Here is a 13,063-nt window from a genome sequence, read left to right on the forward strand (position 1 = left end):
ATGTTGCTAATAGAAGTAGAAGCGAAACATCACATTGTTAACGATGCTGATGTGTATAGAGGCCCAATGGGCCTTTTTCTGTTTGTATGAGGAGGAGTGTCTTGTTTGCCATCTTGGGAAGGCGTATGCTGATATAATGGTATAGATCATTTGTAGTAGAGCGTGTGGAGATGGGGAAGAAGGGCGTCCCTTGGATTAGAAAGCATTTTGGAGCGCATAGGGTGCACATTATATATGTACAGGATGGTTATTTCATGGATCATAAAAATAAATCAAGTAGAGCCCCTTTATATGAAGCGTTGCTTGCGTATCGTGATTCGAAGCAGCGTTCTTTTCATGTGCCTGGGCATAAGAATGGACAAGCTTACCGACATTTGCTGGACCAAGCAGAAGCAGGGCAATTTCCCTCTAAATATATCGTCAATGAGGAACATCAACACAACGGAGAGATTCAGAGCGATGCAGGGGGGGACGTTAACCGAAGGATAGAGCAATTCAGCTCGATGGATGAACATGGGACTGATCTGGAGAGCGAGAGACGTTTTGATGGCGAAGGGAATCTGTCGGAAATAGGATTGGTGCCGGATCGTTCATTTCTGGAGATGATGGAGATGGATGTTACGGAGATTACGGGCACCGACGATTTGCATCATCCGGAAGGTGTGATCCAGGAAGCACAGGAGCTTGCGGCAGATTGTTTTGGTGCTGAGGAGAGTTTCTTCCTTGTGGGAGGCAGTACAGCAGGTAATCTGTCCTTACTGCTCACCGTATGTGATGAGCCAAACAGTATTGTACTGGTGCAACGGAATGTGCACAAATCCGTTATTCACGGGTTAATGCTGGCGGGAGCAAGAGCTGTATTTCTGGAGCCGTGGGTTGATCCTGTGTCTGGACTTGCGGTCATGCCGTCGGTGGAGACGGTTCAGGCTGCTGTCCAGTCCTTTCCTGAGGCAAAGGGCGTGTTAGTTACTTTGCCTAATTACTACGGCATGGGCGCAGATCTGACGCCCATAGCCGAGGTGTGCCACCCTGCTGGCATGCCATTGCTCGTGGATGAAGCGCATGGCGCGCATTATGGGCAGCATTCGGAGCTGCCTGTCTCTGCATTGTCATGCGGAGCAGACGGTGTCGTGCAGTCGACGCATAAGATGCTGACGGCTTTCACCATGGGTGCCATGCTGCACATTCAGGGATCACGGTTAAACCGGTCCCTGTTAAGGCAGCGCCTGGCCATGGTGCAAAGCTCAAGCCCATCATACCCAGTGATGGCTTCGCTTGATCTGGCGCGCCAGCTGCTGCACGTGCAGGGCGCGAACACCTTCACGGCGGGGCTCGCCGCCGTGAAGGCCTTTAAGCGCGGCCTCGCGGAGCTGCCGCGCTTTCAGTTGCTGCAGCCTGCACAGCCGCTGCAGCCAGAACCGCCAGCCGGAACAGCGAAGCCGGCTGGCATGTCCGTGTCCGCTGCGCAGCAGACACGGGAGGGCCTGACCGCGGCGGCGATGCCAGCTGCCGCGGGGTATACCGCTCAGGACCCATTCAAGGCCGTCATCTATGACGGCACAGGGGTGCTGAGCGGTTATGGGCTACAGCAGCAGCTGGAAGCATGCGGCTGTGTGCCCGAGATGAGCGACGAACGGTACGTCGTCTTGCTCTTCAGCCTGGGCTCAACGGTGCAAGATGCTCAGCACCTGTTGCAGGCTTTACACCATATCAGCTCTGCCAACAGGCATGAGCAGGTTCAATCTAATGCAGAGTCATCGCAACAGCTTGCGAAAGACTCGGCCCATTATATTTCCACGTGGAACAATTTACAAGAAAACACTCGCTACTCGGAACCAATCTCCTTTACACTGCAACCGATTGTGGAGACGGATACGATCAATGTCCCGATAGAAGAAAGCGCGGGTTGTCGATCAGCCGAGATGGTTATTCCATACCCTCCAGGGATTCCGCTTGTATATCCGGGTGAGCGTATTAGTCCATCGATGGTGGCTCGTATACAACTCCTGCGGGATGAGGGTGCAAAGTTTCATGGGGTATCCGATGCATCTCTACAGTCATTGAGGGTCATGAAGGATTGAAGGACAGATGAAAAACTGAATTGCATTCACCAATAGGTAGTCTATATGCCAATACGGATAGCGATACCGGACCCTACACATGTGTGGGTCTCTTGGTCATTAATCTAGTTGCTAGGATTGCTGATTCTGGCGAATTGTCCAGACGATTTTCTAAGGAAGCGAGGACGTCTTATTTAGCTTTCGAGTCCTCCTTTTATTTTGTAAGGAACCTGAGACACATTATTAACCAAATTCACCTAACAAACACGCTGTAAAGGCTGGTTTTCCAATATACCGTGTTTCAGATTCCTTAGATTGCTGCGGGCGCTTCAAATCGCTGAATAAGACGTCACAGGGTCGTTAGCGCTCCCGCTCCGTGCCTTGCTCCAGACACGTTCAGTTTGAAGACACGCTTTAGTTCAACTTATAGAGATAGACATAAGAAAGAAGGGAACACTTTGGGTATTCCGCTAAAAAAATATACAGGAATAGTCCTGCAAGTTTTGTTGATGTACGGTTTTTATTGGATTGGAAACTTGATTCAAGCTGTATTACATCTGCCGTTAACAGGCAGTATTGTGGGCATGCTGGTATTGTTTATCACCATTCAACTGGGATGGATCAAAATGAGCTGGGGAGCAGAGGGGTCAACGTGGCTTCAATCTCATCTGCAATTGTTGTTCATCCCGCCAACTGTGGGCATTATTAATCATTTTGATTTTTTTCGAGCTAACACATTATTATTGGTTCTGGGTTTGATCGTTAGCACATTAATCACATGTCTGATATCTGCCAAATTAAGTGAGTGGCTCATGACATGGAGATCGTCTCATTCAGGCAAAAGGGAGGCGATTACTTGTCAGCATTCATCCTCGGAATTGGAATGATCGCGCTAACCATCGCTGTATATATTCCAGCCACTCTTCTATATAAAAGGTTAAAATGGCCGATACTGATGCCTGTACTCACAACGACTGCCATACTGATCCTGATCTTGGTGATCTCCAATATAAAGCTGGATACATACATGCTGGGTGGCAAATGGATACAGGAGCTCTTGGGCCCAGCAGTTGTATCTCTCGCTTTTCCCTTGTCCAGACATCTGAATGTGCTGAAGCAAAATATCATTCCAATTGTGGGTGGAACAATCGGAGGCAGTATTACAGGTGTCTCCACAGGTGCTTTAATCGCCATTCTGCTTGGCTATCCTCAAGAGATGGTCATCGCTTTATTGCCAAAATCAGTGACAACTCCTGTGGCTATTCAACTCGCTAATCAGGTAGGAGGGAATGCCTCATTCACATCGCTGTTTGTGATGATTGCAGGATTCTCAGGGATATTATTGGGGCCGATGCTCTTGAAATGGGCCAAAGTCCGCAGTAAACATGCCTATGGAATTGGACTGGGTTCAGCATCTCATGCCCTCGGCATGGCAAGGTCTTTTGAATATGGAGAGAATGCGGTAGCCCTCAGTTCAGTTTCCATGATTGTCAGTGCCATTGCCGGATCAATTATGCTTCCATTATGGGTGTGGATTATCTACGGTTGAACGCTTTACTTTGTTGTTCATGTTGGAGTAACTGCTGACCTATAGTATGATAGAAAGAAACAAGCTTGTATGATCTTGGTGTTATTAATACGTACCGATATAGCTGTAGCTATACACCTCTGGGCAGGGGATATCATATCTTGTAGCAAGAGGGTCTAAGCATATTCCATTACAGCAGCAATAGATGCAATTATCGACATAGAAAGCAGGGAAGCATATGCAGGGCAGAGGTAAATTCATTACGCTGGAAGGGGGAGAGGGTTCCGGTAAAACAACGATGATCGGTAGAATAGGTTCTTATTTTGAAGAACGGGGTATACCTTACGTAGTTACGCGAGAGCCTGGCGGAATTGAGATTGCGGAGAAAATACGTTCAATTATACTGGACCCTCTTCATACGGCAATGGATGCTCGAACCGAAGCGCTATTGTATGCAGCTGCACGCAGCCAGCATCTGGCGGAGAAAGTAGAGCCTGCGCTGAGAGCTGGAAAAGCAGTCATCTGTGACCGATTTGTCGATAGCAGTCTGGTCTATCAAGGCTACGCCCGTGGACTCGGGATAGAGAATGTATGGGCCATTAATCGCTTTGCGATTGGTGATCTCATGCCGGATGTGACCTTATATTTGGACATTGAGCCTGAAGTGGGGCTTGGCCGGATCGATGCTCATGATGGCAGGGAAGTGAACCGTCTGGATCTGGAAAATCTGGAGTTTCATCGTAAAGTCCGAGAGGGTTACTTCCTATTAAAAGAGCAGTTCCCAGAACGGATCAGGGTTATCGATGCTTCCATGAAGCAGGAGGATGTCTTGGCAGCAATGATTTTGTCGCTGGAAACAGGAATTTTGAAGGATTTTGACGAGTAATTGTCTAATATGTAGACAGGGCATTTGATAAAGGTGCTTATTCTAAAGGAGGTTATGCAGGATGAAACTGATTGTTGCGATTATACAGGATAAAGACAGCAACCGATTATCCAGCGCATTGGTCAAAGCAAACTTTCGGGCAACGAAGCTTGCCAGTACGGGTGGATTTTTGAAGGCAGGCAACACGACGTTTATGATCGGTGTCGATGATGGTCAAGTCGAATCCGTAATGAACGTCATTCGCAGCAGCTGTAAGGTTCGTGAACAGCTCGTGACTCCGGTCACACCGATGAGTGGAACAACCGACTCTTACCTGCCGCTACCTGTTGAAGTTCAAGTAGGCGGAGCTACTGTATTTGTTCTCCCGGTAGATCGCTTCGAACATTTCTAATTCAAACTATTGCATGGATCCCATGAGGGTCCTTCATGATCGATAGCATGTAGGAAACGATGGATGCAAGAAGAATTAACAGAGTTCGTGCGTGCCACTTACGGAACGCCTTTCTTGATGAGAAGAATCAGCATACTCTTTCCGGATGAGCATTTCCCAGCTGGGGAATGGCTCATTTCGGGAAGAGGTTGAATACAAAGAACAAGTCCTTGATGGTGATGTGTATCTACCATTATATAGAGTGTGATCAGCATATATAAAAGCCTCATTCTCACGCACAGGCGCAACGCGCACTGTGCTGATGGGCGATTGGCTAACTATGATAGAAAGCGGGCGTATCCATGAAAATCAATCCTGGATTCAGACCGATTCAGAGCGGGATCAGTACTACTGATTCAGGTTCCAAACCGGTTCAATCCAAAAATTTCTCTGATATGATGAATCACCAGGGGGAACGGGCCTCACAAGCTGAACTGAATCGCCGGTTTAGTGAAATCCAGCTTCAGGGCGATCGCTTGGCACGTTCCATGACGATTCGTGAACTGAAGGCGTATAAGCAACTTGTTAAAAGGTTCCTGGAAGAGACCGTTCGTCGCGGTGTATCCATGAAAGAGACAAGGGGTTGGGATCGTCGTGGCAGAGGCAAGCGGTATAAGCTGATTGATGAAATTGACTCCGCTCTGTTATCCATGGCTGATGAATTGCTGGATACAGAAGAAGGAAAAATCTCTCTATTACAACAAGTAGGCGAAATTCGGGGGATGCTTATTAATTTAAGCTTCTGAGGAGGAAGTATGTCCTTTCAACAGATTATGGGTCAACAAGTGGCCAAGCAAATGTTACAAAGCAGTTTAACACGTCATGCAATAAGCCATGCGTATTTGTTTAGCGGTCCAGCTGGTAGCGGGCAACGGAAGACGGCAATTACCTTTGCCAAGGCAATATTCTGTACAGAGCTTGAAGATGACGCTTGTGGGCAGTGTCTTGAATGCCGTAAGGTGGATCATGGTAACCATCCGGATCTAACCATGCTTGCGCCAGATGGAAACAACATTAAAATAGATCAAATCCGGGATTTGCAGCGTATCTTTTCATACCGATCAGAGGCAGGTCATCCCAAAGTATATATTATAGAACAAGCCGAGAAAATGACGGTGCAGGCAGCAAACAGTTTGCTCAAATTTCTGGAGGAACCGCAGGTACCAGCAGTCGGCATCCTGATTACAGATAATGGACAGGCCATGTTGCCAACGATCCGCTCACGCTCCCAATTGGTGCCGTTCAGTGCACTGAATCCGGAAGATATGCTGCAATCTCTGATCGAGGAAGGGCACCCTGCCAATCTGGCTCGCTCTGCCGTCCATTTAGCGTCAGGATTGGAAGCATGTAGAGAAATTCTCCAGCAGAATTGGTTTGCAGAAATTAGAAACGTAATGTTACAATTAGGGAAGGAGTCCCTGGGTAGAGGAAGCACATCATTGATCTCTGCACAGCAGAAGCTTTTTAAAACCGGACTCTCTGAACATCTGGACATGTTGCTTAGTTTGTTCCATCTATGGTTTAGGGACATGCTGTATGTTCAGTACGATAGGCATGAACATATCGTTTTTATAGATCAGTTAGACATGTTATCTCAGTTGGCACATACCCGCAGCACAGAGCAGTGGGTCTCCTATATGGATATGGCCGCAGGATGCAGAAAAAAATTGCGTTTCAACGTCAATGGCCAGCTTTGTCTGGAGCAATTTTTGATCGGTTTGGCATAAGACTGGGAGAGGGCAGAGTTAGCTCCAATCATATGCAAACGGTTATAACTTCGGCCGGTTCCCTAAGAAGACAGGGCTTCAGACGAAGTGGGGTTGGCTTACAAGGGGGTTAATTTTTTGTACAGTGTAGTGGGTGTCCGTTTCAAAAAAGCGGGCAAAATTTATTACTTCGATCCCCTGGACCTTCCCATTGAGAAAGAAAACTGCGTTATCGTGGAGACAGCGCGGGGGGTTGAGTACGGTAAGGTTGTCGTAGGTAAGAAGGAAGTGGGCGAGTCCGATGTGGTGTTGCCGCTGAAGAAAGTCATCCGCGTTGCGGGCGAGACAGATGCTCGTGTGGTTGATGAGAACAAGCGTGCAGCCAAAGAAGCATTCGGTACTTGTTTAAATAAAATCAAAGACCATGGCCTCAAAATGAAGCTGGTCGATGTGGAATTTACGTTTGATCGCAATAAAATTATATTTTATTTTACAGCTGAAGGAAGAGTTGATTTCCGGGAGCTGGTCAAGGATCTGGCAAGCATATTCCGGACACGAATCGAGCTGAGACAGATTGGTGTACGTGATGAAGCGAAGATGCTTGGCGGAATCGGACCTTGCGGCCGTGTGTTGTGTTGTTCTTCCTGGCTGGGAGACTTTGAGCCGGTATCAATCAAGATGGCTAAAGATCAGAGCCTGTCACTGAATCCGACGAAAATTTCAGGGTTGTGCGGAAGACTCATGTGCTGTCTGAAATTTGAGCATGATAACTATGAAAGTGTGAGAGAAGAACTGCCAGCTGTAGGCAAATTGGTCGTCACCTCATTGGGTGAAGGAAAAGTTGTCGGAATTAATGCCGGTAGCCGCACAGTCCATGTTCAACTGTTCGACATCAGTAAAGTCAAAGAACTTCCGCTGGATGACGTCGTTATCAAGTAAACCATAAAGGTTGCTTCGGGGTGGAAACTTGGAAAAGAAAAATCTGTTTACGCACATTCATGAAATGGAAACCCAACTGGGTCAGTTGCACGGTGATTTAGGAGAGTTAAAAATGATTGTGAAGGAGCTGCTTGAGGATAATCAGCGGCTTACCATCGAGAATGAGCAGTTACGTAAACTGCTCAAACGTGAGGCTCCGGCAGATCTGCCAATCTCCTCAGCACTCGCTCCTGTAGCAAGGCCAGCAGGTCCGGCTACAGGCGAGGATGTTGTGGGTGAAGGGTATGATAATCTGGCTCGGTTGTATCACGAAGGCTTCCATATCTGCAACGTCTATTATGGACATTTGCGGACGGAAGGCGATTGTCTGTTCTGCCTGTCTTTTTTGAATAAATGAAGTGACCGTAGGGATCCCCTACGGTTTTTTTTCAAGGTTATAAACCTAAACTAAACGAACATGAGATATAGAGTACCGGAGGATGAGCGTAACATATGAAAGCAAATGAAGTTGTGTTACATGAGTCAGAGCGGATTGATGATCTGCTCTCTCATGATCTGAGAATCATTCAAAGTGATGAAGTGTTTAGTTTTTCGATGGATGCCGTATTATTAGCCCGGTTTGCTTCCGTACCTAAACGGGGGCGTGTACTTGATTTGTGTACGGGTAACGGGGTGGTTCCCATTTTGCTTACAACGCGTACGCAGGCCAATCTGGAAGGGATCGAGATTCAGCCACGTTTGGCTGATATGGCGCGTCGAAGTGTGCAATTGAATGAACTGGACGAGTCGATTATGATTCGTGAAGGTGATTTGCGAGAATTGGTGAAAGAAACAGGACATGCTGTATACGATGCAATAACGGTTAATCCTCCATACATGCCTTTGAATGGCAGTGATCTTAAAATGAACACACATCAGGCCATGGCACGTCATGAGATCGGATGTACGCTGGAAGAAGTAATTCAGGCTTGCAGTCGACTTGTTCGTAATGGCGGAAAAGTATCGATGGTTCATCGTCCACAACGCCTTGCAGAGATTATCTCGCTCATGCGCGAATATAAGCTGGAACCCAAACGGATTCGGATGGTGCATCCCCGTGCTCATTTGGAAGCCAACATGGTATTAATTGAAGGAATGAAAGATGGTAAACCCGAAGTTAGGATGCTTCCTCCACTCATTGTCTACAATGAAGAGGGGACATACTGCGAAGAGATTATGGATATTTACTATGGTCAGCAACATGCTGAGCGTACTACGAAAGGAGGGCTTTAGATGACTTTGCATATTCAAAAAAGCTATGCGGAGCAGCCTGAAGGATCAGGCAAGCTATATCTGGTTGGAACACCCATTGGTAATCTGGAGGACATGACCTTCCGGGCGATCAAGACATTGCAGAGTTGCGACATCATTGCAGCAGAAGATACACGCCAGACCCGAAAGCTGCTTACGCATTTTGAAATTACACCTTCGATGCTGTTTAGTTATCATGAGCATAATAAGGGGGCGAGTGGACCTGAACTGATACGCTATATAATAGAAGGAAAAAATTTGGCACTCGTCAGTGATGCCGGTTTGCCAGCCATTTCGGACCCTGGTTCTGACCTTGTACAGCTTGCACTGGAGGCCGGAATAACGGTCATTCCCATCCCTGGACCCAACGCTGCGTTGTCTGCTCTGATCGTGTCCGGATTACCGACGGAGCGTTTTACATTCGGCGGTTTTTTGCCGCGGGAGAAAAAGGACATGCGAAAAGTGCTGGAGGCTTTTGACGAATCCAACGGGACTTTGTTATTCTATGAATCGCCTCACCGTATTCGGAAAACATTAGTCCACCTCGAAGAGATTCTGGGTGATCGTTCGATTGTCCTGGCTCGTGAACTAACCAAGCGTCATGAGGAATTCGCAAGGGGCACCGTGAAGGAATGTATAGACTGGCTTGAAGAACATCCGCCTCTTGGCGAGTACTGTTTGCTGGTAGAAGGCATTAAGGAAGAGGAGCGTAAGGCTGAGCGCGAAGCATGGTGGCAGCTCATGTCACTCGCGGATCATGTCAGCCATTATGAGGATGAAGGACATAACCGCAAAGATGCAATGAAAAAAACGGCTACTGATCGCGGTCTGACGAAGCGTGATGTATATAATGCATTAATTGAGCAGTAATCTAACCAAATATCTTCTGTTGTGGGGAACATAACCTGAAAAGAAGCTTATAACCAACCTTAGTGGAATATTAAAAAGAGCAGAGTGACTCAAAAAAATTTCATCGTTTCTTCCGGTTCTCGTGTGACAGAATTATTTTGGATAATGGAACCCATAACAAGGCAAAAAAATACCTTCCTCGGTGGGGTTCACACCGGGAAGGTCATTAAGGAATATTAAAAAGGTTAGAAATAACAATTTAGATAAGTCCAGTATACCTGTATTTTTTATTTTGCTACAGGTGCAGGGATTTCGGAAATACATTCGTTACAAACAATTTTACCTTTGAAGTAAGTAACGTTCTCTGCATTACCACAGAAGATACAAGCAGGCTCATATTTTTTCAACATGATGCGCTCGCCGTCAACGTAGATTTCCAGAGCATCTTTTTCACCAATACCGAGCGTACGGCGCAATTCAATTGGAATAACTACCCGTCCCAGTTCGTCCACTTTTCTTACAATACCTGTTGATTTCATCATTATAATCAGTGCTCCTCTCAGCTAACTATCATTGTCATTATTCGACATTATTTTATGTTTTATGATACTCATCATACCAACGATTCCCAAATCAGTCAACCTTAAAATTAGCTTAAAATTAAGGCTGTTTTTCACAAGGTTACGGGTGGTAAGGGATTGGAAGCTGTTTTTCGCATTTAAACCTCAATGTCAGCTTTGTCGATTTGGAAAACGACAAAACTACTTAATTCGACAAAGTTCGTCATGTTGTGTCGAATCCTAGGTGAACCGTAGAGCTCAAAGCGTTAATATAAAAGAAATTAAAGGAGTGAGTCGACATGGAACAACGTTTAACGGAAGAGAAAGTATTCAAAGATCCGGTACATAATTATATCCACGTGCAAGATCCGGTTATATGGCAGTTAATTAACACCCCGGAATTTCAGCGTTTACGCCGGATTCGTCAGCTGGGTACTTCTTACCTTACCTTTCACGGAGCAGAGCATAGTCGGTTCTCACATTCACTAGGTGTTTATGAGATCACACGCAAGATCATCTCTCAATTTGAAAGAAGTCATTATTCGGATTGGCCGAAGGAAGAAAAGATTGTAGCTCTGTGTGCAGCTCTGCTTCATGATCTCGGGCATGGGCCATTCTCTCACTCCATCGAGGAAGCTTTTGACATGAATCACGAAGATTGGACTTGCCGCATTATTACAGGTGATACCGAAGTAGGGGCGATCTTAAGACGGTATGCTCCTGATTTTCCTGAGAAAGTAGCGTCTGTCATTCAAAAAACGTATGAAAAGCCGATTGTTGTGAACTTGGTGACCAGTCCGCTTGATGCAGACCGAATGGATTATTTGCTCAGGGATGCCTATTTTACAGGTGTAAATTACGGCACGATTGACCTTGATCGTATCCTTCGGATGCTGCGTCCTTATCATGGGCGGATTGTAGTCAAGGAGTCAGGCATGCATGCTGTGGAGGATTACCTAATGTCTCGGTATCAGATGTATTGGCAGATTTACTTCCATCCGGTAACTCGTAGTTCTGAAATTATATTGCGGCAAATATTCAAGCGAGCGAAAACACTCCTACAACATGGTTTTCAATTCCGCTTCATGATTGATCCACTCCCTCAACTATTTGAAGGAGAATTATCCGTAGATGAATATTTACAGTTGGATGAAGCATTAATTCAGACGGCATTTACGCAGTGGCGCAAGGAGGACGATACTGTTCTGAGTGAGTTATGCGAACGTTTTATGGATCGCAAGTTATATAAGTATGTAGAGCTCGAACAGGTCGACTTGACAATGATGGAAGAGATTCGGGAAGCTTTTGTACAGGCTGGCCTCGATCCCGAATATGATCTTGAAATTGATTTTCCTTCGGATAATCCGTATGATGTGTTTCGTCCGGATGAATCCACAGATAAGCAGATTCTTCTTCTGGATCGACAGGACAATTTACGTGAGTTGTCAGAAGTATCTGACATTGTCCGTTCCATCAGTGGGCTTCACCGAGGGAAACATCATTTGTATTACCCGCAAAACAAGGTGGATGCGATTATTCACGAATTACCGTCACATATACGCCCCTATTTCTTGTAATTGTGTGGGTATAATCCGATGAAGAATTTTGATATCAAAACACTTTCTAAAAGAGCTATTTTTCATGATACAGTAATCTGCTTTAATGGGGAGTATATGTAGATCGACATAATTTTGTAAATGCAAGTAGGTAGAATGAGCCTAATCAGCAATATATAGATCAGAATATCTGTATCTCTTCTATATATTGTAGTTGTGAAGAAACAAACGTGATGATGTAATACACAGATTACCCAAAATGTTTTATGTACGAGTCATTAAATTATTGGAATTTACAAATTGAATTTTCAAAAAGAAGATAGTCGTTATTTCGACATGAAGGGAGATACAGACATGATGCTGTTCGACACACATACACATCTGGATGCACCACAATTCGACGAGGACCGCGAGGACATGATTCAGCGTGCTGTGGATGCAGGAGTTGGTCGCATGATCAACATTGGCTTTAATCGGGAGACGATTCCAACCACAATGAAACTCGCTGAAACATATGATTTTATATATGCAGCTGTAGGGTGGCATCCCGTAGATGCGATCACAATGCAGGAGGACGATTTGGAGTGGATTGCATCTTTATGCAAGCATGAAAAAGTGGTTGCGATCGGTGAGATTGGATTGGATTATCACTGGGACACTTCACCAAAGGAAATACAGCATCGCGTATTACGACAACAAATTGCTTTGGCGCGTGAAGTGAAGATGCCGATTGTCATCCATAATCGGGATGCACATGAGGATATCATAAGAATTTTGCGTGAAGAGAAAGCGGGTGAGGTTGGTGGTGTGATGCACTCGTTCTCGGGCAGCTGGGAAACAGCAAAAAGTTGTCTCGATATGGGCTTCCATCTCTCCTTCGGAGGACCAATCACATTCAAAAATGCAAAGCAGCCCAAAGAGGTGCTGGAGAAGGTTCCTATGGACCGGTTTTTCATTGAAACAGATGCTCCATATTTGACACCTCACCCTTATCGTGGGAAGCGAAATGAGACAGCGCATGTACGTCTGGTTGCAGAGGCAGCTGCGGAAATTAAAGGCATTTCGGTGGAGGAAATTGCTGCAATAACAACCAAAAATGCCATGGAACGATTTGGAATTCGTTAAAAAAACGAGTAAATGAGGTGAAAAAGGCAGGTAAGCGGAGTTAATTTGCCCTTTGATCCAAATAAATCAAGAATATTACAATATTTTAACCAAATATTCAGAAAAACGTACTTGATCAACGCTTTACAACATGC

General features: G+C 45.7%; 14 protein-coding genes. 13 read left to right on the forward strand and 1 reads right to left on the reverse strand.

Going from position 1 to position 13,063, the window contains the following annotated elements:
- The first annotated feature begins 254 nt into the window (after positions 1–254).
- The 11 genes from MHB43_RS00080 to rsmI all read left to right on the forward strand — a co-directional run bounded on the left by MHB43_RS00080 (position 255) and on the right by rsmI (position 9,709).
- Complete coding sequence (locus MHB43_RS00080) at positions 255–2,081, forward strand: aminotransferase class I/II-fold pyridoxal phosphate-dependent enzyme (protein WP_405131078.1); 1,827 nt, start codon at positions 255–257, stop codon at positions 2,079–2,081.
- Positions 2,082–2,518: 437 nt separating this feature from the next.
- A complete protein-coding gene (locus tag MHB43_RS00085) occupies positions 2,519–2,947 on the forward strand; it encodes a CidA/LrgA family protein (RefSeq protein ID WP_405131079.1) in 429 nt (142 codons plus the stop codon).
- On the forward strand, positions 2,917–3,609 hold the full coding sequence (locus MHB43_RS00090; RefSeq protein ID WP_339180964.1) for an LrgB family protein: 693 nt from the start codon (positions 2,917–2,919) through the stop codon (positions 3,607–3,609). Before MHB43_RS00085 ends, MHB43_RS00090 begins: the two co-directional genes overlap by 31 nt.
- A 217-nt stretch (positions 3,610–3,826) precedes the next feature.
- A complete protein-coding gene (gene tmk / locus MHB43_RS00095) occupies positions 3,827–4,474 on the forward strand; it encodes a dTMP kinase (protein WP_221825861.1) in 648 nt (215 codons plus the stop codon).
- Positions 4,475–4,535: 61 nt separating this feature from the next.
- Positions 4,536–4,865: a cyclic-di-AMP receptor gene (locus tag MHB43_RS00100; RefSeq protein WP_017691391.1), complete on the forward strand. Its 330-nt coding sequence runs from the start codon at positions 4,536–4,538 to the stop codon at positions 4,863–4,865.
- 341 nt (positions 4,866–5,206) lie between these two features.
- Positions 5,207–5,650: a YaaR family protein gene (locus tag MHB43_RS00105; RefSeq protein ID WP_076216772.1), complete on the forward strand. Its 444-nt coding sequence runs from the start codon at positions 5,207–5,209 to the stop codon at positions 5,648–5,650.
- Positions 5,651–5,659: 9 nt separating this feature from the next.
- A complete protein-coding gene (gene holB / locus MHB43_RS00110) occupies positions 5,660–6,631 on the forward strand; it encodes a DNA polymerase III subunit delta' (RefSeq protein ID WP_405131080.1) in 972 nt (323 codons plus the stop codon).
- 117 nt (positions 6,632–6,748) lie between these two features.
- Positions 6,749–7,549 (forward strand): stage 0 sporulation family protein, encoded by an 801-nt coding sequence (locus MHB43_RS00115; protein ID WP_053778939.1) that lies wholly within the window; start codon positions 6,749–6,751, stop codon positions 7,547–7,549.
- Between the two features lie 28 nt (positions 7,550–7,577).
- Positions 7,578–7,946, forward strand: coding sequence for a DNA replication initiation control protein YabA (gene yabA / locus MHB43_RS00120; protein ID WP_017691386.1), 369 nt, complete (start codon positions 7,578–7,580; stop codon positions 7,944–7,946).
- Between the two features lie 95 nt (positions 7,947–8,041).
- A complete protein-coding gene (locus tag MHB43_RS00125) occupies positions 8,042–8,821 on the forward strand; it encodes a tRNA1(Val) (adenine(37)-N6)-methyltransferase (protein WP_237178562.1) in 780 nt (259 codons plus the stop codon).
- Positions 8,822–9,709 carry a 16S rRNA (cytidine(1402)-2'-O)-methyltransferase gene (gene rsmI, locus MHB43_RS00130; protein ID WP_221825848.1) on the forward strand — a complete coding sequence of 296 codons (888 nt, stop codon included), beginning with the start codon at positions 8,822–8,824 and terminating at the stop codon, positions 9,707–9,709.
- Between the two features lie 266 nt (positions 9,710–9,975).
- Here rsmI and MHB43_RS00135 read toward each other — a convergent pair whose 3' ends face one another.
- Positions 9,976–10,230, reverse strand: a complete 255-nt coding sequence (locus tag MHB43_RS00135; protein ID WP_017691383.1) for an AbrB/MazE/SpoVT family DNA-binding domain-containing protein — start codon at positions 10,228–10,230, stop codon at positions 9,976–9,978.
- A gap of 317 nt (positions 10,231–10,547) precedes the next feature.
- Between MHB43_RS00135 and MHB43_RS00140 the strand changes: the two genes are divergently transcribed.
- Positions 10,548–11,825: an HD domain-containing protein gene (locus tag MHB43_RS00140; protein WP_036606129.1), complete on the forward strand. Its 1,278-nt coding sequence runs from the start codon at positions 10,548–10,550 to the stop codon at positions 11,823–11,825.
- Positions 11,826–12,158: 333 nt separating this feature from the next.
- Entirely contained in the window at positions 12,159–12,929 is a 771-nt protein-coding gene (locus MHB43_RS00145) for a TatD family hydrolase (protein WP_221825886.1), read from the forward strand.
- Positions 12,930–13,063 lie beyond the last annotated feature (134 nt).

The organism is Paenibacillus sp. FSL H8-0317 (assembly GCF_045040685.1).
Taxonomy (GTDB): Bacteria; Bacillota; Bacilli; order Paenibacillales; family Paenibacillaceae; genus Paenibacillus.